The sequence below is a fragment of the Nonomuraea terrae genome (assembly GCF_004348995.1).
GTDB lineage: Bacteria > Actinomycetota > Actinomycetes > Streptosporangiales > Streptosporangiaceae > Nonomuraea > Nonomuraea terrae.
Genome location: NZ_SMKQ01000014.1, coordinates 21719 through 46824, shown reverse-complemented (window position 1 = coordinate 46824; position 25106 = coordinate 21719). Strand labels below are relative to the sequence as shown.

25 protein-coding genes and 1 pseudogene are annotated in these 25106 nt (G+C 72.7%); 3 read left to right on the top strand and 23 right to left on the bottom strand.

The window, feature by feature from the left end; all coding sequences use genetic code 11:
• Positions 1 to 71 precede the first annotated feature (71 nt).
• Positions 72 to 3134: an AfsR/SARP family transcriptional regulator gene (locus tag E1286_RS07935; protein ID WP_132610223.1), complete on the top strand. Its 3063-nt coding sequence runs from the start codon at positions 72 to 74 to the stop codon at positions 3132 to 3134.
• Here the strand turns inward: E1286_RS07935 and E1286_RS07930 are convergent.
• The gene (locus E1286_RS07930; RefSeq protein WP_132610221.1) at positions 3131 to 4360 is read right to left on the bottom strand and encodes an alpha/beta hydrolase; all 1230 of its coding nucleotides are present in this window, start codon (positions 4358 to 4360) and stop codon (positions 3131 to 3133) included. The genes E1286_RS07935 and E1286_RS07930 overlap by 4 nt on opposite strands.
• Before the next feature lie 55 nt (positions 4361 to 4415).
• Here E1286_RS07930 and E1286_RS07925 point away from each other — a divergent pair, with 55 nt between their 5' ends.
• On the top strand, positions 4416 to 4940 hold the full coding sequence (locus E1286_RS07925) for a helix-turn-helix domain-containing protein (RefSeq protein WP_132610219.1): 525 nt from the start codon (positions 4416 to 4418) through the stop codon (positions 4938 to 4940).
• Positions 4941 to 4943: 3 nt separating this feature from the next.
• Here E1286_RS07925 and E1286_RS07920 read toward each other — a convergent pair whose 3' ends face one another.
• The 10 genes from E1286_RS07920 to thrC form a co-directional block, all read right to left on the bottom strand.
• Positions 4944 to 5342 carry a VOC family protein gene (locus tag E1286_RS07920; protein WP_132610217.1) on the bottom strand — a complete coding sequence of 133 codons (399 nt, stop codon included), beginning with the start codon at positions 5340 to 5342 and terminating at the stop codon, positions 4944 to 4946.
• A gap of 1 nt (position 5343) precedes the next feature.
• Positions 5344 to 5952, bottom strand: coding sequence for an SRPBCC family protein (locus tag E1286_RS07915; protein ID WP_187368137.1), 609 nt, complete (start codon positions 5950 to 5952; stop codon positions 5344 to 5346).
• Complete coding sequence (locus tag E1286_RS07910; RefSeq protein ID WP_132610213.1) at positions 5952 to 6302, bottom strand: ArsR/SmtB family transcription factor; 351 nt, start codon at positions 6300 to 6302, stop codon at positions 5952 to 5954. Before E1286_RS07910 ends, E1286_RS07915 begins: the two co-directional genes overlap by 1 nt.
• A gap of 46 nt (positions 6303 to 6348) precedes the next feature.
• Complete coding sequence (locus E1286_RS07905) at positions 6349 to 6954, bottom strand: energy-coupling factor transporter transmembrane component T family protein (RefSeq protein ID WP_132610211.1); 606 nt, start codon at positions 6952 to 6954, stop codon at positions 6349 to 6351.
• Positions 6951 to 7634 carry an energy-coupling factor ABC transporter ATP-binding protein gene (locus tag E1286_RS07900; protein WP_165969634.1) on the bottom strand — a complete coding sequence of 228 codons (684 nt, stop codon included), beginning with the start codon at positions 7632 to 7634 and terminating at the stop codon, positions 6951 to 6953. Before E1286_RS07900 ends, E1286_RS07905 begins: the two co-directional genes overlap by 4 nt.
• 1 nt (position 7635) lies before the next feature.
• Positions 7636 to 8778: a thiolase family protein gene (locus tag E1286_RS07895; protein ID WP_132610209.1), complete on the bottom strand. Its 1143-nt coding sequence runs from the start codon at positions 8776 to 8778 to the stop codon at positions 7636 to 7638.
• A 38-nt stretch (positions 8779 to 8816) separates the two neighbouring features.
• The gene (locus E1286_RS07890) at positions 8817 to 10178 is read right to left on the bottom strand and encodes an AMP-binding protein (protein ID WP_132610207.1); all 1362 of its coding nucleotides are present in this window, start codon (positions 10176 to 10178) and stop codon (positions 8817 to 8819) included.
• 7 nt (positions 10179 to 10185) lie between these two features.
• Entirely contained in the window at positions 10186 to 10794 is a 609-nt protein-coding gene (locus tag E1286_RS07885) for a biotin transporter BioY (RefSeq protein WP_132610205.1), read from the bottom strand.
• Positions 10795 to 10892: 98 nt separating this feature from the next.
• Positions 10893 to 11528: a DNA/RNA non-specific endonuclease gene (locus E1286_RS07880; protein ID WP_165969633.1), complete on the bottom strand. Its 636-nt coding sequence runs from the start codon at positions 11526 to 11528 to the stop codon at positions 10893 to 10895.
• 269 nt (positions 11529 to 11797) lie between these two features.
• Positions 11798 to 12862, bottom strand: a complete 1065-nt coding sequence (gene thrC, locus E1286_RS07875) for a threonine synthase (RefSeq protein ID WP_132610201.1) — start codon at positions 12860 to 12862, stop codon at positions 11798 to 11800.
• Between the two features lie 63 nt (positions 12863 to 12925).
• Between thrC and E1286_RS07870 the strand changes: the two genes are divergently transcribed.
• Complete coding sequence (locus tag E1286_RS07870; RefSeq protein WP_132610199.1) at positions 12926 to 13756, top strand: MurR/RpiR family transcriptional regulator; 831 nt, start codon at positions 12926 to 12928, stop codon at positions 13754 to 13756.
• Here the strand turns inward: E1286_RS07870 and E1286_RS07865 are convergent.
• From E1286_RS07865 to E1286_RS07810, 12 genes and pseudogenes are all read right to left on the bottom strand, one after another.
• Positions 13751 to 14269: a GNAT family N-acetyltransferase gene (locus E1286_RS07865; RefSeq protein WP_132610197.1), complete on the bottom strand. Its 519-nt coding sequence runs from the start codon at positions 14267 to 14269 to the stop codon at positions 13751 to 13753. The genes E1286_RS07870 and E1286_RS07865 overlap by 6 nt on opposite strands.
• A 19-nt stretch (positions 14270 to 14288) precedes the next feature.
• Complete coding sequence (locus E1286_RS07860) at positions 14289 to 14849, bottom strand: helix-turn-helix domain-containing protein (RefSeq protein ID WP_246074566.1); 561 nt, start codon at positions 14847 to 14849, stop codon at positions 14289 to 14291.
• Between the two features lie 27 nt (positions 14850 to 14876).
• Positions 14877 to 15164 carry a DUF6204 family protein gene (locus tag E1286_RS07855; RefSeq protein WP_132610193.1) on the bottom strand — a complete coding sequence of 96 codons (288 nt, stop codon included), beginning with the start codon at positions 15162 to 15164 and terminating at the stop codon, positions 14877 to 14879.
• Entirely contained in the window at positions 15152 to 15805 is a 654-nt protein-coding gene (locus E1286_RS07850; protein WP_132610191.1) for a TetR/AcrR family transcriptional regulator, read from the bottom strand. The genes E1286_RS07855 and E1286_RS07850 overlap by 13 nt, the downstream gene beginning before the upstream one ends.
• A 119-nt stretch (positions 15806 to 15924) precedes the next feature.
• Positions 15925 to 17673, bottom strand: coding sequence for an ABC transporter ATP-binding protein (locus E1286_RS07845; protein ID WP_132610189.1), 1749 nt, complete (start codon positions 17671 to 17673; stop codon positions 15925 to 15927).
• 2 nt (positions 17674 to 17675) lie between these two features.
• Positions 17676 to 19472 (bottom strand): ABC transporter ATP-binding protein, encoded by a 1797-nt coding sequence (locus tag E1286_RS07840; RefSeq protein ID WP_132610187.1) that lies wholly within the window; start codon positions 19470 to 19472, stop codon positions 17676 to 17678.
• A 22-nt stretch (positions 19473 to 19494) separates the two neighbouring features.
• Complete coding sequence (locus E1286_RS07835; RefSeq protein WP_132610185.1) at positions 19495 to 19881, bottom strand: cupin; 387 nt, start codon at positions 19879 to 19881, stop codon at positions 19495 to 19497.
• Positions 19878 to 21299, bottom strand: coding sequence for an MFS transporter (locus tag E1286_RS07830; protein WP_246074564.1), 1422 nt, complete (start codon positions 21297 to 21299; stop codon positions 19878 to 19880). The genes E1286_RS07835 and E1286_RS07830 overlap by 4 nt, the downstream gene beginning before the upstream one ends.
• A 133-nt stretch (positions 21300 to 21432) precedes the next feature.
• On the bottom strand, positions 21433 to 21900 hold the full coding sequence (locus tag E1286_RS48795) for a hypothetical protein (RefSeq protein WP_187368136.1): 468 nt from the start codon (positions 21898 to 21900) through the stop codon (positions 21433 to 21435).
• A 325-nt stretch (positions 21901 to 22225) separates the two neighbouring features.
• A complete protein-coding gene (locus E1286_RS07820; protein ID WP_132610181.1) occupies positions 22226 to 22807 on the bottom strand; it encodes a dihydrofolate reductase family protein in 582 nt (193 codons plus the stop codon).
• 65 nt (positions 22808 to 22872) lie between these two features.
• The gene (locus E1286_RS07815; protein WP_223189693.1) at positions 22873 to 23712 is read right to left on the bottom strand and encodes a helix-turn-helix domain-containing protein; all 840 of its coding nucleotides are present in this window, start codon (positions 23710 to 23712) and stop codon (positions 22873 to 22875) included.
• A 60-nt stretch (positions 23713 to 23772) separates the two neighbouring features.
• A pseudogene (locus tag E1286_RS07810) lies at positions 23773 to 25102 on the bottom strand (transposase); the annotation flags it as partial.
• Positions 25103 to 25106 lie beyond the last annotated feature (4 nt).

Here is a 25106-nt window from a genome sequence, read left to right as displayed (position 1 = left end):
GTGGTTCGGGCTCCACTCTGGGCAGGGGCGCGCACGATCGGCTGGGGGTTCGCTGCGGGTACCGTGACCTGATGCGATTCGGCGTACTCGGCCCTCTTGCGGTGTGGACCGGCGACGGGCGCCCCGTGCGGGTCCCCGAGGTGAAGGTCCGGGCACTTCTCGCCGACCTGCTGGCCCACGACGGGGGGCCGGTCTCCGCCGACCGCCTGGCCGAGGACCTGTGGGGGGACGACCCGCCGGGCAACCCCGTCAACACGCTGCAGACCAAGGTGTCCCAGCTGCGCCGCGCCCTGGGGGACGGCCGACTGGTGGCCTTCGAGGCGGCCGGCTACGTCCTGCGTGCCACCGACGTGGACGCCGCCCGCTTCGCCGCGCTGCTCGACCGGGCCCGTGCCACCGCTGATCTCCGGGCGAAGGCCGCGCTGCTGTCGGACGCGCTGGCGCTGTGGCGCGGTCCCGCCTACGCCGACTTCCGCGACGAGGGGTTCGTCCGCACCGCCGCCACCCGTCTGGAGGAGCAGCGCCTGACCGCGCTGGAGGAACAGGCGGAAGTACGGCTGGAACTCGGCGAGCACGGCCGGCTGGCCGACGAGCTGGGCGAGCTGGTGGCCGCCCACCCGCTGCGCGAACGCCTGCGCGCCGCCCACCTGCGCGCGCTCTACCGGTCGGGACGGCAGGCGGAGGCGCTGGCCGGCTACGACGAACTGCGGCGCCTGCTCACCGACGAGCTGGGCCTCGACCCCGGCCCGGAACTGGCCGCCCTCCACCAGGCGATGTTGCGTCAGGATCCCTCGCTCGCGCCTCCGCGCCCGCCGACGAACCTCCCCGCGCCGCTCACCGGGCTGATCGGCCGTGAACAGGCGGTGGCCGAGGTCGGCGCCCTGCTCGGCTCCGCGCGTCTGGTCACGCTGACGGGCCCGGGCGGTGTCGGCAAGACCCGGCTCGCCCTGGCGGTCGCCGACCTCGCCGCCGGCGACTTCCCCGACGGGGTGTGGCTGGTCGAGCTGGCAGGGGCCTCGGGTGCGACGGCGACCGTGGCCGAGGTGGTGGCCGCCGAGCTGGGCGTCCGCGACGACACGGCGACGGGTTCGCGTCCCGGCGTGCGACCGGCCGGCCTGGCGGACCGGCTGGCCGACGCCCTGCGCGGCCGGCGGCTGCTGCTCGTGCTGGACAACTGCGAGCACGTGATCGAACAGGTCGCCGAGCTGGTGGACCTGCTCCTGGGGGCCGCCCCGGATCTGCGGGTGCTGACGACCGGCCAGGAGTCGCTGGCGATCCCCGGCGAGACGCTGTACGTGGTGCCGCCGCTCGGCCTTCCGGCGCCCGGCGCGGACCCGCGGGAAGCCGCCTCCGTACGGCTGTTCGTGGCCCGTGCGGCAGCCGCCGCACCCGGGTTCGTGCTGGACGCGGCGAGCGCGCCCGCGGTGGCGGCGATCTGCAGGAGGCTGGACGGCCTGCCGCTGGCGCTGGAGCTGGCCGCCGCCCGGGTACGCGCCCTGGGTGTCCGGGCTGTGGCGGATCGGCTGGACGACCGCTTCCACCTGCTCGCCGTCTCGGGCCGAGGACGACCGGCCCGCCAGCAGACCCTGCGCGCGGTGATCGACTGGAGCTGGGATCAGCTCACCGAGCAGCAGCGGCTGATCCTGCTCCGGCCGGCGGTCCACCCGGGAGGCTGCACGCTGGAGGCGGCCGAGGCGGTGTGCGCGGGTCCCGGGCTCGATGTCGCCCATCTGCTCCACCAGTTGGTGGCCAGGTCCATGGTGGAGACCTCCGGCGGATCCCGCTACCGGCTGCTGGAGTCGATCGCCGCCTACTGCCTCGAACGGCTCCCCCACGACGACCCCGCCTTCCAACGCCGCGACCTCCACTACACCGAACTCGCCGAACAGGCCCGGCCCCATCTCCACGGTCCCGCCCAGCGCCGGTGGCTGGACCGCCTCGACACCGAGGCGCCCAACCTGCGGGCCACGCTGGAGCACACCACCGACCGCGCACTGGCTCTGCGCCTGGTCGAGGCCCTGGCGTGGTACTGGTACCTGCGCGGCAGGCATCGCGAGGGCCGCGCCTCCTTCGCCGCCGCCATGGCCCTGCCCGGAGCACGGTCCCCGAGGGCGCGAGCCTGGGAGGCCGGGTTCGCGATGCTGACCGGCGACGGCACCGACCTGCTGGAACGCAGCCGTACCGCGGCGCGGGGGCTGGACACCCGTGACTCGCGCTCGCGCTGGTTCCTGGCACTGGCGCACCTGAGCTTCGGCGACGCCGCCACCGCGGCGGGCCTGCTGACGGAGGCGCTGACCGGGTTTCGCGCAGACGGCGACCGGTGGGGCGAGGCGGCGGCGCTCGCGGGCCGCGCCAAGCAGGCGATGTTCCAGGGTGACCACGCCCTCGCCGAGCGGTCCGGCACCGAGAGCCTGAAGATCTTCGACGACCTGGGCGACGGCTGGGGACGGCTGCAGGCCTCGGACATGCTCGGCTACCTCGCCGAGATCACCGGTGACTACGAGCGGGCCGCCCGGCTGCACCGCGAGGGCCTGCGCGGTGCCGAGGACCTGAGGTTGTGGGCCTACGCGTCCTACCGCCTGTCCAGCCTCGGCCGGCTCGCCCTGCTGACCGGGGATCTGGACGGATCCCGCGAGCTCCACGAAAGAGGGCTGCGGCTGGCCGCCGAGCAGTCCAACAACTTCGCCGAGGAGTTCGCCCGGGTCGGTCTCGGCCTCGTGGCCCGCCGCGCGGGCGACCTCGACGCGGCGGAGCGGCTCTTCCAGCAGTCGCTGGCCTGGAACCGCCGCCTGGAAGCCGACTACGGCGTGCCCTTCTACGGGGTGACGCTGCTGCTGGCCGAGCTCGGCTTCATCGCCGAGCAGCGCGGCGACACCACCACGGCCAGGTCACTGCACCTGGAGGGGCTCGCCGCGGCCCGCGAGTCGGGCGATCCACGCGCGATCGCCCTGGCCCAGGAGGGGCTGGCCGGCGTCGCGGCGGCCGAGGGCGCGTACGAGGAGGCTGCGACCCTGCTGGGTGAGGCCGCCGCGCTCAGGCAGTCGGTGGGGGCGCCCCTGCCGGCCGGGGAACGCGGCGACGTCGACCGGATCGCCGCCGCGGTACGCGCGGCGGCGGGCGGGAGCCTTGACTAGCGTGCGCGCTCCAGCCAGATCGCGATGTCGCTGACCACCTCCGGGTCGACGTGTTGCGGCCGTGTGTAGTCGGCGGGCGTCACGGGGCCGGTGCCGGGGAAGAAGAGGTGGTCGTCGGCGTCGTGGACGCGGAAGGTGACGTCCGCCCGGTGCGCCAGCCCCGCCCGCCAGCGGGCGAGATCGTCGGTCACGGTCACCTGGTAGTCGCGGCCGCCCTGCAGGATGAGCATCGGCTTGTCCAGCGCCGCCGCGGTCGCCACGGGGTCGTAGCCGCGCAGGTCGAGCCAGTAGGAGCCGGGCAGGCCGAACGGCAGCTCGGCGGCCGGGGTGTCCGCGGAAAGGCCGGGATCCTCGACCGCCGCGGCCTGCCGTTCGAACGTCTCGACGGCGGCCTGCGCGCCCGGGTCGGACGCGGCCAGGTGGCGCACGACGCGGACGGCGGCCCGGTGCATCGGCTCGGCGTCGCCCGCCAGGAGCACCAGCCCGGCGACGGACGGCTCGGCCGCCGCCACCCGCGGGCTCACCTTGCCGCCCATGCTGTGACCGGCGACGAAGACGCGGCCGACGTCGGCGCGCTCAAGCAGCAGCCGTACGGCGGCGACCGCGTGGGGGACGTACTCCTCCGTCATGGTGGCCGGGACCCGGGACGGGTGGGCGCAGGTCACCTTGTCGAAGCGCAGGACCGCCACGCCGCGCCCGGCCAGGCCCCACGCCAGGTCCTTGAGCGGCTTGTTCGGCCCGGTGGTGCCGTCGCGGTCGAACGGCCCTCCGCCGGCCAGCAGCACCACGCCCGGCCACGGGCCCGGCCCGCGCGGCACCGTCAGCGTCCCCGGCACGGCCAGGTCGCCCGATCCGACGGTGACCTCGTGCTCGTCGAACGCCTCCGGGCGGGCGTACGGCGGCGGCGTCCACACGGGGGCGGACGGGTCGTCGACGCGCAGGCCGTCGAGCAGCCCGGCATCGTCGAACGACACCACCGCGGTGAGCAGGCCGCGTTCGAACGTCATCGGGACCCGGACCGGTCCGTCCGGGTCGCACCGCGCCTCCCCGATCGCGCGGACGGCGCCGTTGCCGCCCGTACCGGCGAGCCACGCGGCGCCCAAGCCACCTGTGGGCACCAGCGCGCGCAGGGCCGGTGCGAACAGCTCCTCGACCTCGCCGAAGCGGCCTTGGCGCAGCAGCTCGACCACTGCCCGGGCGCGCTGGCCCGGATCGGATCCCGTCACGGCATCACCTTTCTCGATTTATGAGAAAGGTAGCACGGTATGAGATCGTAGTGGCGTGGATCCCTTGGAGCTTCTCGGCCAGCCCGTACGGCTGCGCATCGTGCACGCCCTGCGCGGCGGGCGCACCCTGACCACGTCCGAGCTCTGCGAGCGCCTGCCCGGCGTCTCCAAGGCCACCGTCTACCGGCACATCGACCTGCTGGCCGCGGGCGGCGTCCTGGAGGTGGCCGAGGAGCGCCGGGTGCGCGGCGCCGTGGAGCGGCACTACCGGCTGCGCGGCGAACACGCCTCGATCGGCATGGAGGCCTTCGAGAAGATGACGGCCGACGACCACCGGCGTGCTTTCGCGGTGGCGATGGCCGCCCTCATCGCCGAGTTCGACGCCTATCTCGGCCACGAGGGCGCAGACCCGGCCGCCGACCACGTCGGCTTCCGCCAGCACGCCGTCTGGCTCAGCCGAGAGGAGCTGGAGGAGCTGATCGGCGAGCTGCGCCGGGCCATCGCGCCCCGGCTGAGTCACGAGCCCGCGCCGGGACGCGCCCGCTACCTGCTCAGCCCGATCCTCTTCCCCGTCGAGTGACGCTCAGGGCAGGTTGAGCTGCCAGGAGACGCCGAAACGGTCCTGGACCCAGCCGAACTTCTTGCTGAATCCGTAGGAGTCCAGCGGCATCAGCGCCTCGCCGCCCTCCATCAGCGCGCCGTACAGGCGGGTGAGCTCCTCCTCGCTCTCGCACGTGACGTACAGGGAGATCGACGGCGTGAAGGTGAACCCGTGGCGGATGGAGCTGTCCATGCAGAAGTACTCCTGGCCGGCCAGGGTGAAGGCGGCCATCTTGATGGTGCCCTCGGGGCCGGGCTCGCCGGCGGCGAAACGCTCGGCGAAGACGACCTTGGAGTCGTCGAACAGCGACATGTAGAAGGTCATCGCCTCCTCGGCGTCGCCGTTCTGGAACATCAGCGCTGTGGTGGTCTTCTGGGTCATGTCAGGACTCCGGAGCGTAGAAAGCGGTGACGGCCGAGACGGTGGCCTCGACCTCGTCGGCCGGCCCGCCCGCGGCGCGGTGCGCATCGCCCCACGCCCGGCTGCTGCCGGTGATGTAGCGGCGGCCCTCGTCGGTCTCGTGGAAGGTCGACTCGTCGACCTTCTCGCCGCCCGCCAGGTGCAGGGCCAGGCCGAGCAGCGCCAGGTCCCAGCCCACGCCGGTCGCGCCTGGGCCGTACCGCGACCAGAACTCCTCCGGCACCTCGGCGGTGTGGCGCAGCTCGAACAGGGTGCCGCCGTCCTCGGCCGACAGGGTGACCTCGACCTCGGAGAAACCGGGGTTCTCGCCGAACAGCCAGGTGACCCTGATCCGGCGCGGCGGCTCGCACAGCAGGATCTCGCCGTGCGCGTTGCCCTCCAGTTGGTACGTGCCGCCCTGCCGCAGGTCGCCGGAGACGGGCATGAACCAGCGGCTCAGCCGGTCGGCGTCGGTGCAGGCGTCCCACACGTCCTCGACTCCGGCGTCGTAACGGCGCCGCAGCGCCACGGTCTTGCGCTTGCCGTCGAGCAACTCGCGGTGCGCGCGGTTGAGCTCGTCAACGATATCCATCACGTTTCCTTCGCCTCGTGGGTCATGCGTCGCTCGCGTTTGCCGCGGGCCAGCTCTGTCGCCAGAGCGTCCATGCGCTGGCTCCAGAAGCCGCGAAAGCGCTCCAGCCAGAGATCGACCTCCTGCAGCGGGCCGGGCTCGACGGCGTACAGCCGGCGGGTGCCCTGGGCCCGCACGCTGGCGAAGCCGTGGTCACGCAGCACCCGCAGGTGCTGGGAGACGGCCGGCTGGGAGATCCCGAACTCGTGCTGGATGACGGCGGTGAGCTCGCCCGAGCTCTGCTCACCGTCGGCCAGCAGCTCCAGGATCCGGCGCCGGACAGGATCGCCGAGGACGTCGAACGCGTGCACGGCCCGAGTCTTTCAGTTTGAGCTTATATAAGTCAAGGCTGGGATTTCAGTCGTCGAGGCCGCGGGCGCTCAGGGCCTCCCCCAGCGCGTCGGCGTGTCGCAACGAGCCCACCACCAGCGGCACCGCGAACGCGCGCAGGCTGCGTTCGACACCCCGCGCCCGCTGGGCCTCCCTGACGCGGACGGCCAGCGCCGCGATGACCGGCACGCTGCGCACCGTCAGCGACAGCAGCAGCGACAGCCGGAACGGGTCGAGGCCGACGAACCGCACCGGCGACAGGCAGCGTTCCAGCGCCGCCAGCATGGCCGACATGCGGGTGGTGAGCGTCACCAGCCCGGCCAGCGCCACCGCCAGCACCACGCGCAGCACCGTCGCCGCGGCCGTCTCCGGCCCGGCGAACAGCAGCTGGAAGGCGAACAGCGCCACCGCGAACCAGCGCACCGGCCGTACCTGCGCCCACGCCGCCGCCGCGCCCACCCGCGACAACGCGTACAGGGCCACGACGACGAGCGTGGCGACGCCCAGCGCGAGCAGCGAGGTCAGCAGCACCAGCACCGTGCACGCCACGGCCAGCCCGGCCAGCTTGGCCCCGGCGGGCAGGCGGTGCAGCGGCGAGGCGCGCGGGACGTACGCGCCGGTCAGGCCGTTCATGCCATGAGCTTCCTGTAGTGGCCGATGGCCTCGCGCGGCGTGCCGTCGGCCACCACGCGGCCCTCGTCGAGCACCAGCACCCGGTCGAAGTCCTCCAGCAGCGGCAGGTCGTGCGTGACGACCAGTACCTGCTGCGGCAGGTCGCGCAGCAGCGCGGCGACCTGGCGGGAGTGGCGCAGGTCGAGCAGCGTGGTCGGCTCGTCCATGACGAGGATCTCCGGCTCCAGCACCATGATCGAGCAGAGCGCGAGCAGCTGCTTCTGGCCGCCGGACAGGTGGTGGGCGGGATGGTCGGCGTGACCGGCCAGGCCGTAACGTTCCAGGACCTCGTGTACGCGCCGATCCGTCTCCGCGGCCGCCAGGCCCTTGCGGCGCAGCGAGAACGCCACATCCTCGGCCACCGTCGGCATCACGATCTGGGCGTCGGGATCGGTGAACAGGAACCCGACGCCGCGCCGGATCTTCGCGGCGTGGCGGCGGGTGTCGAGGCCGAGCACGGTGACGCTGCCGGAGGTCGGCACCGCCAGGCCGTTGACCAGGCGGGCCAGCGTGCTCTTGCCGGAGCCGTTGGCGCCCACCACCCCGACGCGGCGCTCGGTCAGGGCGGCGGTGACGCCGCGCAGCACCTCGCGCTCGCCGAAGCGTACGCGCACCTCGGCGAAGTCGATCGCGGCGGCCACCTCAGACCACCTCGAACAACGCGGCCACGCCGAGCCCCCCGCCGACCGCGGCCGCCGCCAGACCGAGCGTGCCCGGCGGGGCGGCGGCACGGACGAGCCCGCTGAACAGCCGGGTCACCACGACCGCCCCGGTCGCGCCCCACGGGTGCCCCAGCGCCAGCGCCCCGCCGCCGGGGCAGACGCGCCCGTCGTCGGCGCTCAGCGGGTCGAGGCCCAGCGCGTCGGTGACGGCCAGCACCTGCGCCGCGAACGCCTCCACGATCTCCACCGCCGCGATCTGCTCCAACCCCACGCCCGTACGTGCCAGCACCCGCCGGATCGCGGGCACCGGCCCCCACCCGGGCAGCTCGGGATCGCACCCGACGACGGACCCGGCCACCAGCCGCAGGCCGGGCAGGCCCGCGCGCAGGCGTTCCGGCACGAGGGCCACCGCCGCGGCGCCGTCACTGACCGGGGAGGAATTTCCGGCCGTCACTGTACCTTCCTGGACGAACGCCGCAGGCAGCCGGGCCAGTGACGCCTCCCGCAGCGGGCGCGGCCGCTGGTCGTCGGACCGCCCGCCGAGCGGCACGATCTCCTCCTTGAACGCCCCCGCCTCGCGGGCGGCCAGCGCCCGGGCGTGGCTGCGGGAGGCGTAGGCGTCCTGGCGCTCCCGGCTGATCCCGCACCTGGCCGCCAGCGCCTCGGCCGCCGGCCCCATGTCGGGGTCGGGGTGGCCGGCGGGGGTGAACGGCGCCCGGTCGTAGGGGGCCTCGGCCCCCCGGTGGGTACGCCGCGGCGCGGTCGAGGCGCTCTCGGCTCCTCCGGCGATCACCAGGTCCATCTCGCCCGCGCGTACCGCCTGGGCGGCCACCAGGATCGCGGCCAGGCCGCTGCCGCACTGCCGGTCCACCGTCAGGCCGGGAACGTCGTGACCCAGCCCGGCGGCCAGCGCCGACACCCGGGCCACGTTGCCGCCCGGCCCCATGCAGTTGCCCAGCACGACGTCCTCGGCCTTCCGCCCGGGCACGTCCTCGGCGACGGCCGCGATGACGGGGGCGGCCAGCCCGTCCACGGTCAGCTCCTTGTAGGCGTGGCCCGCCGTCCCGATGGGCGTGCGCCGCGCCGCCACGACGACGGGCGCGCTGCCGGGGGTTTCTCGCATGTTCAGACCTCGTGACTTCAGATGGTCGGCGGGCGTGTTCAGGTCAGCCGCCGGATGCCGGGGTCGCCGTCGGCCAGGCGGGCCGCGACCAGGGCGCGCGCCGGTTTGCCGGTCGCCGTGCGCGGCAGGCTCAGCACGCCGTACCAGCGGCGGGGCCGCTGCGCCGCGTCCAGGCCGGTCCTGGCGGTCGCCTCAAGCAGCGCCCGGGGCGGCGCGCCCTCGACGATGGCCGTGACCACCGCGCCCAGCGACGGGTGCGGCGAGCCGACCACCACGACGTCGCCCACGCCCGGCACCTTCCGCAGCACCTCCTCGACGTCCTCGGGCACGACGGTGGCGCCACCGGTCTGGATCGCGCCGTCGCCGCGCCCCCGCACCCGCAGCACCTCCCCCGGCCGGTACGGCTGCGCCACGTCGCCGACGGTCACCCAGCCGTCGCGGTCACGCCGCAACGGGCCCGCCGCGTCGCCCAGGTAGCCGTCGGCCAGCCACGGCGAGCGCACCCACACCTCCCCGAACGACGAGCCCGCCTCGGGGCGGACCTCGATCTCCACGCCGGGGAACGGGCGCAGCCCGTCGCCGTCGACGTCCACGGCGACGAACGACAGCTCGGTCGCCCCGTAGTAGGCCAGCACGTGCAGCCCGGCGCGGCCGGCCTCCTCCCGCGTGCCGGGGGCCAGGGCCGCGCCGCCGACCACGGCCGCGCGCAGGGACGAGCCGGAACGGCCGACCACGTCGGGCAGGCGGTGCGGCACCAGGTGCACGACCGTCGCCCCCGCCAGGTGCGCGGCCAGCGAGCGGCGCGCCGGCCAGCGGCCGGGCACGACGGCGGTCGCGCCGGTGGCCAGGGCGTGCACGGCGGCGAAGGCGTACAGAGAGGACACCAGGGGGCCGGGCACCAGCACCACGTCGTCGGGCCCGATCCCGGCCAGGTCACTGAGGTGCGGGAACGATGCCGTCCATGAGGCGCGGCGGCGGACGATCGCGCGCGGCCGGCCGGTGCTGCCGGAGCTGAAGCAGGCCCACGCCGGGTCCTCCGGGCGCGGCTCCCGTCGTACGGGCGGTCCGGCGGCGTACGGCAGCGGCCTGCCGACGAACGCCACCGGGCCGACCGGGGCGGTGACCTGGGACCAGCGGCGGCGGTCCCAGGTGTGGTCGCCGATGAGCGGCGTCGCCCCCGCCAGGTCGGCCGCCAGCACGGCGGCGAGCAGTTCGACCGGGTCGGCCAGAGCGAGGGCGACGATGGTGCCGGGGCCGATCCCCCGGCGCAGCAGGTGCCGCGCGGCACCGCTGATCTTGCCGGCGAGCTCGGCGTAGGTGAGCTCGCCTCCCGGGCCGCACGCCGCGAGCTTCGAGGGTCGCTCGGCGGCGTGCCGGATCACGTCTTGCGCTACGGGCATCGAGCGGTCAACGCCCCCCGCCGGCGCGCAGGCGTTCCTGGTGCACGGCCGGGATCGCGTCGGGGTAGGCCCGCTGGGTGCCGCGGGCGATCACGGAGGCCAGCACCGCCTTGATCAGGTCACCGGGAAGGAAGGCGAGCGAAAGAAGGGCCGTCGTGCCGAGGGGGACGCCGGTGACGACGGCCTGGACCGGGATGCCGAACAGGTAGATCACGCCGACACCGCCCACGAGGCACGCCACCACGAGCCGGACGATGCCGGGGTCGCGGCCCGCCCGCTCGACGAGCCAGCCGGTCACGGCCGCACCGGGGATCCAGCCGATCAGGAACCCGGCCGACGGCCCGACGAACGCCCCGAGCCCGCCCCGCCCGCCGGACAGCAGCGGCAACCCCGCGGCCACCAGGACGAGGAGCACGACGACGGCCAGCGCGGCCCGCCATGTGCCGAGGATCACGCCCGCCAGCATGACGCCGAGGGTCTGCAGGGTGATGGGGACGGCGTTGCCGAAGACGTTCAGCGAGCCGGGCATGCCGAGGACCGCGATGAGCGCGGCGAACACCGCCACTCTCGCCAGGTCGCCCGTGGGGAACCTGCGCTGCTTGCCTACATCGTTCATGGGCTCGATCCCACACCAGAACGGACACACTGCGGCATGGAGGTATTCCACAACTTTCCGGCCGATCGTCTGCTGGCGATCGATACCGGCGCGGCGGGCTAGGCGCCGTCCCGGTCGCAGCGGGCCTGGCGGAACGCCCGGGCGATCCGCTCGCCCCAGGCGTCGAACTCCCGCTCGGACAGGCTGTCGTTGGGCAGGGTGAGCGTGATCCTGCGCGTCACGCCGGAGATCTTCGGGGTCATGGTGATGTGGATGCGGTCGGGCGCGAGCGCCTTGCGGTCGGGGTAGCGCAGGCGCACCCGGTAGTCGGCCACGCTGCCGTCGCCCTCCAGGCAGGCGCGGGCGCCGTTCTCGACGCGGGCCATCAGCCCCTGGTTGATCTGCCTGCCGCGCATCGGGACCAGGTTGTACCGCATGCTCACGCCGTAGAAGGAGGCCGCGATGAGATGACCGCCCTGCCAGTCCCCCCGTCCACCCCAGTCCCCCACGGCGCCCTCGCACTCGCCGCGCGGAGCGTCACGATCGACCAGCGTCCTGGCCAGAGCATCGACCGGCCGCCCAGCCGCGTCGGTGGTGAACGTCTGCCGATGGGCGCGATACGTCCGTTCAGGCTCGAGCAGCCGGCTGCAGGCGACGGTGTCGGAAACGTCCAGCGGCGCAGACGCCGCAGCGCTGAACAACAGCGCCGCAGCCGCCCCAGGCCACAGAACCGGGCGCAATCTGGTCGGGGCCACGGACTCGTCCTCTCGCGGACCCAAGAGCGATCCGCCAATCAGAAGTCCTCGCAAACTTCGTCGCAAAACCCGTCCCCGAGCAGCGAATCACTTAACGTCACCAAACAGTGACGAACAGTAGTTTCAGTAGGTAGCCACGCCTACCGCCTCAAACACGCCGACACACCGTCGTGCGCTGAGATCCTTCCGGCAGGAAGGGGAGGTGGCCGACGTCCGGGCCTCAGCGGTTCCCCTCGGCGCACGGCCGCGGGGCGCCGGTCCTCCAACGGTCAGGCGGCCAGGTGGAGGGCGCGGGCTACGGCGGTGGAGGTGGCCGCGGTCTCCCGGGGTGTGTAGCCGTCGCGCAGGGAGGCGTCGAGGTCCTTCAGGCCGTTCCCGCTCAGAGTGATCACGATCCGCAGACCCGGCTCCAGCAGGCCCCGGGCGTGCCGGTCGAGGAGCCCTGCGACTCCGGCCGCCGACGCCGGCTCGGCGAAGACGCCGTCGCGGCGGGCCAGCATCCGGTACGCGGCGAAGATCTGCTCGTCGCTCACCGCCCCGATCAGCCCTCCGGACTCATCGCGGGCGGCCACGGCCCCGTCCCAGGTGGCCGGGTTGCCGACGTTGATCGCCGTCGCCTCCGTACGCGGCGCCGCCACGGGCGCCCCGTGCACGAGCGGCGCCGCACCGGCCGCCTGGAAACCCCACATGCGCGGCAGCCCGTCCGACAACCCGGCGTCGCGGTAGGCCTGGTAGCCGCCCCACGTGGCGGTGATGTTGCCGCCGTTGCCGACCGGCAGGCAATGCACGTCAGGCGCCCCGCCCAGGGCGTCCACGACCTCGTACGCCACCGTGCGCTGCCCCGCCAGGCGCAGCTCGTTCCCGACCGAGTTGACCAGCGCGACCGGGTGGTGCGCGGCCAGTTCGCGGGCCACCCGCAGGCAGTCGTCGAACGTGCCGCCGACCTCGACGATCTCGGCGCCGTACCGGACGGCCTGGCTGAGCTTGCCCAGCGCGACGCGGCCCTTGGGGACCAGGACGGCGGCGGTCAGCCCGGCGCGGGCGGCGTACGCGGCGGCCGAGGCGCTGGTGTTGCCGGTGGAGGCGCAGATGACGGTCTCGGCGCCGGCCTCGGCGGCGCGGCTGATGGCGACGGTCATGCCGCGGTCCTTGAAGGACCCCGTCGGGTTGGCGCCCTCCACCTTCAGCCAGACCTCACATCCGGTGAGGCCCGACAGGTGCTCCGAACGCAGCAGCGGGGTGTTGCCCTCGTTGAGGGAGACGGACGGGGTGCCGGGGGTGACCGGCAGCCACCGCCGGTACGCGCTGTCGATCAGGCCGTTCCAGGGACTCATGCCAGGACCGTAACACTTGTTCCATGTTTATGAGCAAATATCGGTTGATGTAACATTTGTCAGGTGGAGAACGACCCGATCAAGGCCAAGCTCGGCGCCGCCTACCCCGACCTGCCGCCCGGTGAGCGAGCGGTCGTGCGGGTGCTGCTCGACGACCACCCCTTCGCGGCGCTGGGATCCCTGCGGGCGCTCGCCGAGCGCGCCGGGGTGAGCCCGCCGACCGCCTCCCGGCTCTTCGACCGGCTCGGCTACGCCGGCTTCGCCGACTTCCAGGCCGCCGTACGCGACCGCTCCCGCCTCCTGGAGTTCGTCACCCGAGCCCCCACCGCACCGGCCGAAGCGACGACCGGCGCGCAGGTGTGGCAGGCCGCGCAGGACCTGCGGACCGGCCTGGAGGGCACACTCGCCGCCGTCCCCGAGCAGCTCTGTCAGACCGTGGCGGCCCTGCTGGCGGACGCCCGCACCGTGTGGGCGCTCGGCGGCCCGCTGAGCGAGCTGGCCGCCGAATACCTGGTACGCCAGCTGTCCGGCCTGCGGCCGGGCGTGCACCGGGTGCCGGAGCCCGCGTACGCCCGCGCCCGTACCGTGCTCGATCTCAGCGGATCCGACCTGGTCGTCGCGTACGACTTCCGCCGCTACTCCTCCGCCACCGCCCGCTTCGTGCGCGCCGCGCGCGCCCGCGACGCGCGGCTGGTGCTGGTCACCGACGCCTGGGAGTCGCCGCTGGCCGCCGAGGCGGAGGTGCTGATCAGGTTGCCGCGCGAGGCCGCCGGGCCGATCGCGCCGCTGGCGCACGAGATCGCCGTCACCGAGCTGCTGCTCGTCGCCGCGGCCGCCCGCCTGGCCCCCGCCGGCCGCCTCGCCGACCTCGACGCGCTAGCCCAGACGCTATGAGAGGCGCTTGTAGAAGAAGCTGCAGTCGAGCAGCGTCCCGTCGGGCGCTCCGGCGTACGCGGGGACGATGCCGTAACGGGTCCAGCCGCCGGTGAGGTAGACGCGCTCGGCGGCGCTGCCGGTCTCGGTGTCGAGCATCAGCAGCTCGATCCCCGCCTCGGCCGCGGCCCGCTCGGCGGTGGCCAGCAGGGCGCGCGACAGGCCCCGTCCGCGCGCGGAGCGGCGGACCATCAGCTTGACCAGCTCGGCGCGGTGGCGGGAGTTGGGCTTGCTCGCCAGGACCAGGCTGACGGTGCCGAGCAGGACGCCGTCCTCGCGGCAGGCCCACACCAGGTGGCTGCCGGCCGCCACCGCCGGGGCCTGCGCCCGCCACCACGCGGCGGCGGCCTCGTGGTCGAACGGCGTCACGAACCCGACGGACGCGCCACCCTCCACGGCGTCGGCCAGCAGGTCCGCCAGCTCCTTGACGCAGGAGCCGAACTCCGCGGCGGACACGCGCTCGATGCTGGGCATGCACTCCTCCGATCGGGGGTCAGGGCAGGACGACGAAGATCGCGTACCGTACGGGGCCGGGGCCGGGGCAGCGGAACCGGGAGGCGCCCCACAGGCGGAAGCGCAGGCAGTCGCCCGCCTCCACCCGATGCGTACGCCCGTCGGCGGTGATCTCCACCGTCCCTTCCAGGACCCAGACGTGCTGCTCCAGCCCGGGCACGGGCGGCGTGTCGTAGGCGATGTCGGCCCCGGCCCGCAGCCGCCCCTCGACGACCTCGCCGCGCAGCGCGGGGTGTGGCGGCGACACTGAGCGGCGTACGAACCCGGACTCCTCGTCGTGCCACACGGGCTGGCCGGCGGCGGTGACGACCTGCGGCGGCTCTGACTCGACCTCGGCCAGCAGCCGCGACATCGTGCGCTCGTAGACGGCGCAGAGCCTGCCGAGCAGGGCCGAGGTGGGGCTGATCTCGCCGCGTTCGAGCCGGGACAGTGTGGAGCGGCTGATCCCGGAGCGGCTCGCCAGCTCCTCCAGCGACCAGCCGCGTTCGGCGCGCAACGCGGCGAGCCGCTCGGCCAGCCGCGCTTCGACGTCCTGTATCACATCCGGGAATATATCCCAGATCTGAGATCAGCGGCGACGCCGGATCTTGATCTCCCGCATGTCGGTCACGGCGAGCCGCAGGATCTCGTGCGGCTGGCCGTGCGCCTCCAGCGCCGCCATCGCACCCAGCGCGGCCTCGTCCTCGCCATCGTCGGGCCCGGCCGGCACCTGGCAGCGGAACGTGAACGCCGACACGCTCGCGTCGTGCGTGAACGTCCCCGCCTCGGTGAACGCCATGCCGCCCGCCGCCCGTACGGCGGCCCGCCCGGCGTCGTCGAGCCCGGCGAACCTCCCCCTGATCGTCACCCTGAACACACGGGCTCCTCTCGTACGGCATAGGTCAGGACGCGTTCGCCCAGCACGCTCTCGGCGGCGTCCAGCAACTCCAGCACGGCCCCGGCGATCTCCTCGGGCCGCTGCCCGGCCGCGGTACGGCGGGCGATCTCGCTCAGTGCCAGCGCGTGCAGGCAGCCGATGTGCCAGGCCACCACCCGCGGCAGCGGGTCGTCCGCCCCGGCGCCGGTCTCCTGCGCCAGGACGGCGCCCAGCGCCTCCGTCATCTGGTGACCCAGCTCCTCCAGCCGCGCGGTGAGCGTGGGCGCGGCCCGCATCATCTCCAGCACCCGCCCGAACCCGGCGCTCAGGCCCACCCGCCGCTCGCGCTCGCGCACCTCCTCGCGCAGCCGCGCGAGGACCGCCCCGGCCGCGGACTGCCCCGTGGGCCGCTCTCGCACGATGTCGGCCAGCCGCCGCGGCGAGGCCTCCTCGGGCGGCAGCACGAGGTCCTCCTTGGCCGGGAAGTAGTTGTAGACGGTGTTGACCGACACCTCGGCGACGGCCGCGACCTCGGCGATCGTCACGTTGTCGAAGCCGCGCTCCACGAACAGCCGCACGGCCGTCTCGGAGATGCGCTGCCTGGTCAGCCGTTTCTTCCGCTCCCGCAGTCCTTCCGCCACATTGATGGAGTCTACCACAAATTTGGAGTACGTTTCATTTTTCTGGATGGTGCCCTGGGGGTCGGCCGGGCAGGAGAGGCGGCACTCCGATCCAGCTGATCGCGGACAGGTGGATCTCGTCAGCTCGGGACGGTGAGCGTGTCGCGGCGGGTCAGGCGCCATCCGGCCGCGCGGCTGCGTTCCCGCCAGTACCGGGCGTAGCGGCCGCCCGCGGCGAGAAGCTCCTCGTGGGTTCCGGTCTCGGCGGCGACGCCGTCGGCCAGCACCACGATCTGGTCGGCGTCGCGGATGGTCTGCAGGCGGTGGGTGATCATCAGTACGGTGCGCTGCCCGGCCAGCGCCGCGACGGCCTCCCGCAGGGCGTGCTCGTTGTCGGCGTCCAGCGCGGCGGTGGCCTCGTCCAGCAGCACGATCGGTGTGTTCTTCAGCAGGGCGCGCGCGATCGAGATACGTTGCCGCTCACCGCCGGACAGGCGGCTGCCGCCCTCTCCGACCGGCGCGTCCCAGCCGCCTGGCAGGCGGTCGGCGATGTCGCCGACCCGCGCGGTGCGGGCGGCGGCGTAGACCTCCTCGTCGGTGGCCTCGGGCCGCCCGATGCGCACGTTGTCGAGAATCGTGCCGTCGAAGAGGTAGACGTCCTGGAAGACCACCGAGATGAGCGACGTCAGGTCCTCGGTCCGCATGTCGCGAACGTCCACACCGCCCACCCGTACCGTGCCGGCGTCGGGATCGAAGAACCGCGCGATCAGCTTGATCACGGTCGTCTTGCCCGCACCGGACGGGCCGACCAGGGCGGTCATCCGGCCCTGCGGCACCCGCATCGACAGCCCGTCCAGCACGGGGGTGCCATCGTATCCGAAGCGCACGTCGTCGAGTTCGATGTCGGCCCCGTCCGCCCGCCGCGTCCTCTCCGGTTCGGGCAGCGTCTCGGTGTCGAGCAGTGCGTTGATTTCGGTCAACGCGTTCTCGGCGACCCGGATGGCGCCACCGAGTTCCGCGGTGAGCATGACGGGTTCGACGAACCGGGCCGCCAGCACCAGCAGCGCGACCAGTTCGGCCGTCGCCAGCGAACCGTCGAGCACCAGATAGGTGCCCAGGGACAGCAGCGCGATGAACCCCGCCTGCGCGATGAAGCCGAGGCCGACGATGCCCGGCATACCGGCGCGGAGCATCCGGCCACCGGCCGCGTGCTGCGCCGCGAGCGCTTCATCGAGGGCGGCATGCCCTTCCACCGTGCGGCCGAAGGCTCGCAGAACCGGCTGGGCGCGCGCGAATTCCACGACCCGCCCGGCGGCGTCGGCGTGGATGCGGTCCGCCTCCCGGTCGGCGGCCTGCATGCCCCGGCTGGCCACGCGGTACACCACCGCGACCGCCACCGCGGCGACGGCCGTCGAAACGGCCAGCCGCCAGTCGAACAGGACCATGGCCAGCACCACGACCAGCGGTGTGACGAAGGCGTCGACCAGCTGCCGCAGCAGGTGAGCGGGCAGCCCCATGATGTCGATCACGCGCTGCGAGGCCAGGCGCCCGAGCCCGCCGACGCGATCGGCGGTGAACCAGGCCGGCGGCAACTGCGCGACCTTGTCACCGATGCGGCGGTGCAGGTCGCGGAGCAGATCCGCACAGGTCCGGTAACCGATCAGCGTCGCCGGGTAGTTCACCGCCGCATAGCCGGCCCACAGCACCGCGAGGGCGATCACCCAGGGCCAGGCCCGCTCCGGTTCCGCGCTGAGCAGCTCGCGCAGCGCCGGGACCAGCAGGACGAACGCCACTCCCTGCAGCAGCGCCGCGGCGGTGAACCAGCCCAGCAGGCGGCGCAGCGCGCCGCCGTGCTCAGGGCCGAGCGCGTTGAACAGTCGACGGATCATCGTCATTCCTCCTTCGCCGCGCCGGCCCCGGCGTAGGCGTCTCCGAGACCGGTCTGCTCCTGCAGCCGCCACATCCGCGCGAACCGGCCGTCGGCGGCGAGCAACTCCTCGTGGGTGCCCTGCTCGACCATCCGGCCCTGTTCGAGCAGCACGATGTGATCGGCGCTGACCACCGAAGCCAGCCGGTGCGCGACGACGAGCACGGTCCGCCCTGCCGCCAGCTCCGACAACGCGTCCTGGATCAGCGCCTCCGCTTCGGGATCGGCATGTGCGGTCGCCTCGTCGAGCACCACGATCGGGGTGTCCGCGAGAATGGCCCGGGCGATGGAGATCCGCTGCGCCTCACCGCCGGAGAAGCGCACGTCCCGGCCGACCACCGAGTCATAGCCGCGCGGCAACGCACAGACGCGTTCGTCGATGGCCGCCGCCCGCGCGGCGCGGCGCACCGATTCCTCGTCGGCGTCGGGACGGGCGAGGCGGATGTTGTCGCTCACACTGGCGTCCAGCAGCTGGACGTCCTGCAGGACGAACGACACCAGCCGGTACAGCTGCTCCGGCGCGATCTCGCGCAGGTCGACGCCGCCGACCGCGACGGTGCCCGCGGTCGGGTCGAAGAAGCGCGGCAGCAGCTTCGCCAGGGTCGTCTTCCCCGAACCGGACGTCCCGACCAGCGCGGTCACGGTGCCCGGCGCCAGCACCAGATCGACACCGCTCAACACCGGCCGATCCGCGTCATAGGCGAACTCCACCCCGGAGAACTCCACCCGGACGCCCCCGTCGAGGTCCGGTTGTCGAGGCTCGGCGGGGAGCGGCAGTGTCGGCGCCGCGAGCAGCGCACCCACCCGCTTGGCCGCCGCACTCGCCATCTCCAGGTCGTGGCTGTGGAAGTCCAGCGCCTGCACGGGCGCGGCCAGCCCCAGCCCGAGGATCGCGAACGGCAGCAGGTCGAGCGCGTCCAGGTTCCCGGTGGAGACCAGCGCCGTGCCGCCGGCCAGCATCGTCAGCAGAACGGTGACCGGGCTCAGCACCAGCGCCGAGACCGCGCTCGCCCGGAAACTCGTCGACATCCAGGCGATGAAGAACGTCGCGAAATCGTCGGCGGCCCGCGTGTAGCGCCGATGCGCGCGCCTGGCCTGCCCGAACATCTTCACCACCGCGATGCCTTCGACGAACTCGATGACGCTGCTGACGATGCGCTGCTGGGCATCGTCGTAGGCCGCCGTCCCCGCGTTCAGGCTGATCACCAGCCGGACGAACAGCGCGATTCCGATCACGATCGGGATCAGCAGGATCAGCGTCATCCGCCAGTCCACCCAGAACAGGTAGACCAGCGTCACCAGCGGTGTGACGGCGCTCGCGGTGAAGTTCAGCAGTGAATGCGCGACCAGGTGATGCATCGCGTCCACATCGTGCTGGACCGCCTTCCCGATGCCGCCCGCGCCCCGATCGGTGAACCACCCCAGCGGAACGCGGCCCAGCCGGTCGACCAGACGCCGCCGTACCGACAACTGGAGATCCAGATCCGCGTGATGTGCGATCGCTCCCGCCGCGGTGGTCAGCAGCAGCCACACCGCCAGCGCGCCCGCCGCGATCGCGGCGACCGCCCAGGCTCTGCCGTGGTCGGCCGGACCGGCCGCCAGCAGCACCCTGGCCAGCTCGGCCACCGCGGCGAACGGCACCACGGCGACCACCGCCGCGACGGCCTGCAGGCCGATCGCGATGCCCAGCCGGGGCCGGACGGGACGCGACAACTCCCCGAGACCTACGACGCCCGTAGGCTCCGCCTGCTCCGTTTTCATCGTGTGACCTTCCATGCCGGTTCTAGGCTTCGATCCGCTTCTCCAGCCGGGTGCCACGTGGCAGGGTGACGGCCATGATGTTGCTGGGGATGTCCAGCTCGATGCGGTGCCAGCGCCCGCGCGGGACGATGGCGGCGGTGCCGGCCGGCAGCCTGATCTCTTCCTCCCGTCCGGGCCGTTCCGGGCGGAGGTAGAGGCGTATCTTGCCGATGAGGCAGCACACGATCTCCTCGGCCTCGGGATGCACCTCCCAGCGGTCGGCGTGGACGTCGGCGTCGGTCTTCGCGTGGAAGGCCATCAGCCGCCAGCCGTCCTGGTCGCAGTCCAGGGCTCTCGTCCCGGCGTGGATCTCGCCGTCCTGGTGAAGCCGGAGAAGCGACGCGAACAGATCGATCGGGGTGGTAGTCATGCCGGGGCATCCTTCCTCCGTGCGACTGCCGGGGTGCCGGTCGATCGGTCATCGGTCTGCTCAGCCCATGACGGAGGGTCGGCCCGGCGCAGGACGGTCAGGGCGATGAGGACGGCGGCGACCAGGAGCCCGGCGCTGAGGGTCAGGCCGAGCGCGTACCCGTCGTTGAGGGTCTCGGGTGTGACGGTCTGCCCGGTGCGGTGCTGCGCCGCGGTGCCGAGTGCGGCCAGCCCGAGTGAGGCGCCGATCTGGCGTGAGCTGTTGAGCAGGCCCGATGCCGTGCCGGTCTCGTGGTGCGCCACGCCCGCGGTGCCGATGGAGACCACCGGTCCGAGGCAGAGCCCGAAACCGACGCCGGCCACGATCGAGGGCCCGAGCACGTCGGTGACGAAAGCGCCGTCCGGGCTGATCAGGCCGAACCACGCCATCCCGGTCGCGGTCAGCAGCCCACCGATGATCAGCAGCGTACGCGGCGGGAGACGGTAGCCGAGCTTGACGGCGAGCACGGAGCCGGCGATCACGCCGAGGGCCAGCGGCACGAACATGAGCCCGGTCAGCGCCGGCCCCATTTCGAGCACGCGTTGCAGGTAGAGGGACACGAAGTAGAAGGCCGACGCTATGGCCGCACCGGCCAGGAGGTTGTAGGCGTTCGCACCGGCGACCGAGCGGTTGGCGAACAGGCCGAGCCGGATCAGCGGGTCGCGAGCGGTGGTCCGCTCGACGTGGACGAACGCGGCCAGCAGCGCGACGGCGACCGCCAGGGTCGTCACGGTGACCGGCGAGGTCCACGGATACTGGTCGGTCCGGACGACGCCGAACACCAGCAGCGTCATGCCCGCCGTGGCCAGCACGGCCCCGAGGACGTCGGGACGGCTGCCGCGCGCCGGTGGCGGGCCTCCGACGACGCCCCGCCAGACCAGGGCCAGCGCGCAAGCGGCCATGGGCACGCTCACGAACATCACCCAGCGCCAGCCGGCGTACTCCGTGAGCAGGCCGCCGATCAGGACGCCGAGCGCTCCCCCGGCGGCGTTCGTCGCGCTCCATATGCCGAAGGCTCGGACGCGGGCCTTCCCCGCGGGGAACGTCGTGGTCAGCAGCGCCAGCGCGGCCGGAGCCAGCGCGGCGGCCCCGATGCCCTGCACGGCTCGGGCGGCGACCAGATGGCCGGGCTCCTGAGCGAAGCCGCCGACGAGTGAGGCGAGACCGAACACGCCGAGCCCGAGGAGCAGGACCCGCCTGCGGCCGTACCGGTCGGCCGCCTTGCCGCCCAGCAGGAGCAGCCCGCCGAAGGTGAGCGCGTAGGCGTGGATCACCCAGGTCAGGCCCACCGCGCTGAAGCCGAGGCCGGCGGCGATCTCCGGGAGCCCGACGTTCACCACCGACAGATCCAGCGACACCATGAACTGCACGACGGCCACCGCGGCGAGCGTGAGTCCCGGCCGCGCAGAGCGTGTGGATGTACCGACCGAGGTCCTCATGACCGCAATCGTCGTCCAGTCGGTGGTCAGGGGCGTCTTACGAGCGGAGTCATCTCCGACTACCCCTCAGGGATCAACGACCCGCCGGACTACGACGCCGGGAGTAGACCGCAGACGACAGGTGGGTCAGTTCTTGACGAGCGACTTCGCGATCATACTTTGTGCGGACGCGATGATGGCGTCCTCCGACTTGCGCGGCTGCCGGCCCAGCACGCGGCGGGCCTTCTCGGTCGAGACCTTGTCCGAGCTGGGTGAAGAAGTGCTCCAACGCGGCGAGGTGGGCGTTGACGGTATTCGACGCGCGGCGCAGCACGGTCTTCATGTGGGTCTTGTAGTCGCGGATGGCGAAGTCGCGGTTGTGGGCGTCGGTGAGCGGGTCGCCGTCGAGGCCGCTGGCCTCCTGCCAGGTGAGGAAGGTCCGGACCCGGGAGTCGTAGGCGCGGCGGGTGTCGCCGTCCAGCGGGGCTCGCTTCAGCGCTGCGGCGTAGGCGGCGTGGATCGTGGTGAACGCCTCGGGTACCGCTTGGTGCTGCCGCCCCACATCGCCCTTGCAATGTCAGAAGTTGATACGCCGGGCTAAGCGTAGTCCAGGACCGCGATATCAGAAGCTCTGATGGGAGGGCGGCGTCGGCGCGTTGATCGGGCCCAAAGTCCGAGGCCACGCTCAGGCCAAGTCCGTTCGGGGGTCGGCCAAGATACGACGGAAACGGCAACCAGTGATCTTGAGTTGAACTTGCCGCAGGTGAGGTGCTGGGGCGGATCGGCGTCGGCTGCCCGACCAGGGACAGCGATGCGCAAACGCAGCCGGAGGCCCGATCCTGTGTCACCGTTCGCAGTGGACTTCTTCGCGTACCCGCTCAGATCGGTCAACGGCGCACCCGATAGCGCAGGTGAAGGACCCGGTTGCCCTGAATCACCACGTCAGGATCCTCCAACAGGTGCTGCGCGTGGACCGACCCGAAGTAGCGCTTGCCGGACCCGAACACGACAGGTACGACGTCCATGCGCACCTCGTCGACCAGGCCCGCGGCAAGCACCTGGCCACCGACGTCGCCGGCGGCGACCTCGACCATGCGGTCACCCGCAAGCTCCTGCGCCTTGGCCACGGCTGCCTCGACACCGTCGACGAAGTGAAACGGCGCCTCGGGGTCCCAGCCTTCGGGCATCGGCCGGTGCGTCACGACGACCACGTGGTCGATCCCGCTCGGAGGCTTCCCGTCCCAGCCGTCCGTCAGGTCGAAGACGTGGCGGCCGGCGATCGTGACTCCGATCTGGTCCCAGTACGGCCGGGTGTAGTCGTAGGTCGTCTGCGACACCTTCAGCTCGCCGCTCTCGTCCAACGGGACGTCACCGTTGGACAACCAGTCGAACAGCGGTCCGGGCTGGTCATTCTCGTCCGCGACGAAGCCGTCCACCGACACCGAGCCGTACATGACCACCTTGCCCACGGGGCTCTCCTCTACTTCGGGGTGCCCCAAATTAGCGTGTCGGGAGCTGTCGCTCTTGTAAGAAATCAATCGGCCGGCAGCGGCCAGCCGTCCAGCGCGTGGCCGGGATGTTCGCGCAGGAACCGCCGCCGGACTTCGACGTACCGGGTCGGCGTGAGCCCGGTGAACGCCCGGAACTCGTGGCCGAAGTGGGCCTGGTCGAAGTAGCCTGCGCCACCGGCGAGGTCGCCCCAGTCGATCGGTCCGGCGGGGTCGATCGCGAACACGGTGGCGGTGAAGCGGTAGGTGCGGGCCAGCCGCTTCGGCGTGACGCCGATGAGCTCCTTGAACCGCTGTGCCAGATGAGTGCTGCTGACACCGGCTGCCACGCTCAGGTCGCCGATCGCCACCGCCCCGCTGGTCGCCGCGATGACGCTGCTCGTATGGCGGACCAGCCCCAGACCGGCGGTCTCGCACAGCCGTCGCATCAGCTCCTCCTCGAGCAGCGTCAGCATCTCGTCCGGCCCGGCCGCCGTGGCCAGCCGGTCCCGCAGCTCAGCAATGGCGGGCCGGCCCCAAACCTGCTCCACCGTCACCGGCCGGTCACACAGCTCGGCCGCCGGCATCGGCAGGAACGGCGCCGGCCCCCACGGCTTGAAGTGCACGCCGACTGACCGGGTCTCCGGCGGATAGCCGAACTCGAAGGCGCGGGTGGGCATGGTGACCACGCAGCCGTCGGCGTACTCGGCCGTCTCGATGTCGATGCCGGCGCGGATGCGGAACGGCGCCCCGAGGTTGACGATGAGCAACGCCGACGGACTCGGCGGCAGCGTCAGCCGGGCGTACGGCGGCGCACCCTCCAGGTAGTAAAGGTCGTCGATCAGCCCGTCCAGCGGCGGTCGCGGCACTCTGGACACGTACTCCACGCCCACAGTATCGCCGACGCCCCGCCGGCAACGAGCGCCGGAACGGGCGAGCGTCCGGCGTTACGCAGTCGGCAGGTCGGTGAGGTCCAGGCGCCGGTCGATGCGCAGCTGGATCTCACCGTAGGGGGTCATGTTGGTGTGGAACAGCGGCGTGAGCCCGCGCCGGTCGGCGTCGGTCAGGACGTTCTCCCACTCGGGTAGGGCGAGGGCGTCCTGGATTATCAGCGTGTTGATCAGACCGAGGGCCGACTGGAGAATGTGCAGGCACAACATCCCCGGTTCCTGTTCTTCGCGCCGGTTGGAGGCGAGCTCTCCGCGCTTGCCGAACTTGATGTAGTCGTTGACGCCGTTGTAGTTCTCCACCACGTTCAGCCCGGATTCGGTCTCCCGCTGAAGATCGCGGTCGCGAAGCCAGCGGGCCAGGAAGACGGTGCGCTGGGCGCGGCCGACCTCCAGCATCGCGGCGTGGGCGGGGTGGGTGGTCTCGCTGGTGAACCGGCGTAGCAGGGCCTCGGTGGAGGCGGTCCGCAGCCGGATCGCGGTGGCGTACTTCATCATGATGTCGTAGTTCTGGGTGATGATGTCCCACCGGATCGGCCTGGTCAGCGCGGGTCCGAGCAACGGGTAGGAGAAGTCCTCGCCCCGGCCGGGCACATACAGCTTCATCTTGTTGATCTGCTTGAACCGGGCGACCAGGTCGAAGTCCAGCAGCCGGGTGATCCCGAACCCGACGAACGAGGCGCCGTGGGAGTCGACGACGTTCTGCTCGATCTCCATGTCGGTGCCGTGCCGCATCGCGCCCTCGACCATGGCGTGCACCTCGGACGCGGAGCAGGAGATCAGCTGGGAGTGGACGGCCATGGACCCGCCGGTTTCGACCGTCCAGTAGATCAGCACGCCGCGCTTGGCCCTGCGGTAGCGGGAGTGCCACTCGGTGAAGATGTTCTGATCGAAGGCTGAGAAGTGAGTGGAGTCCGAGGCGACCGTGGTCGTGCCCTCGCCCCACAGGGCGGCCTGCCGGACAGCGAAGGTCGCGTTGGCGATCACCCGGGCGACCTCGCGGCAGGCCTCGACGGTCAGATAGCGGCGGCGCGCGTACCGAAGGTCGTCCTCGGTGTGGGGATGGTCGCCGGCGGCGACCGCGCGGATCCCGGTCCTTGTCCCGTAGGCGTGAATTGGCGTAGTTCTCGGCCCGCCGGTCCTCGAAGTCCTTCGGCAGGTCGTCGTCGGGGTCGCGCCGCCGGTCGGCGCCGACCACCCAGATCTCCTTGCACCGCAGTTTCTCCCGTAGCGTCGGAAAGACGCCGCACTCGTACACGGTGCGCAGGATCCGCTCCCGCTTCGTGCTGTCGGCCCGGTACATCAGCTCCACCAACTCGGCCGGGACGACCGCG

Coding starts and splice junctions, on each gene's coding strand:
- E1286_RS07895 (WP_132610209.1), bottom strand. CDS start 8,778: ATGCGAGAAACCCCCGGCAGCGCGCCCGTCGTCGTGGCGGCGCGGCGC.
- E1286_RS07835 (WP_132610185.1), bottom strand. CDS start 19,881: ATGACTACCACCCCGATCGATCTGTTCGCGTCGCTTCTCCGGCTTCAC.
- E1286_RS07935 (WP_132610223.1), top strand. CDS start 72: ATGCGATTCGGCGTACTCGGCCCTCTTGCGGTGTGGACCGGCGACGGG.
- thrC (WP_132610201.1), bottom strand. CDS start 12,862: ATGAGTCCCTGGAACGGCCTGATCGACAGCGCGTACCGGCGGTGGCTG.
- E1286_RS07865 (WP_132610197.1), bottom strand. CDS start 14,269: ATGCCCAGCATCGAGCGCGTGTCCGCCGCGGAGTTCGGCTCCTGCGTC.
- E1286_RS07890 (WP_132610207.1), bottom strand. CDS start 10,178: ATGCCCGTAGCGCAAGACGTGATCCGGCACGCCGCCGAGCGACCCTCG.
- E1286_RS07845 (WP_132610189.1), bottom strand. CDS start 17,673: ATGATCCGTCGACTGTTCAACGCGCTCGGCCCTGAGCACGGCGGCGCG.
- E1286_RS07905 (WP_132610211.1), bottom strand. CDS start 6,954: ATGAACGGCCTGACCGGCGCGTACGTCCCGCGCGCCTCGCCGCTGCAC.
- E1286_RS07915 (WP_187368137.1), bottom strand. CDS start 5,952: ATGGATATCGTTGACGAGCTCAACCGCGCGCACCGCGAGTTGCTCGAC.
- E1286_RS07840 (WP_132610187.1), bottom strand. CDS start 19,472: ATGAAAACGGAGCAGGCGGAGCCTACGGGCGTCGTAGGTCTCGGGGAG.
- E1286_RS07885 (WP_132610205.1), bottom strand. CDS start 10,794: ATGAACGATGTAGGCAAGCAGCGCAGGTTCCCCACGGGCGACCTGGCG.
- E1286_RS07920 (WP_132610217.1), bottom strand. CDS start 5,342: ATGACCCAGAAGACCACCACAGCGCTGATGTTCCAGAACGGCGACGCC.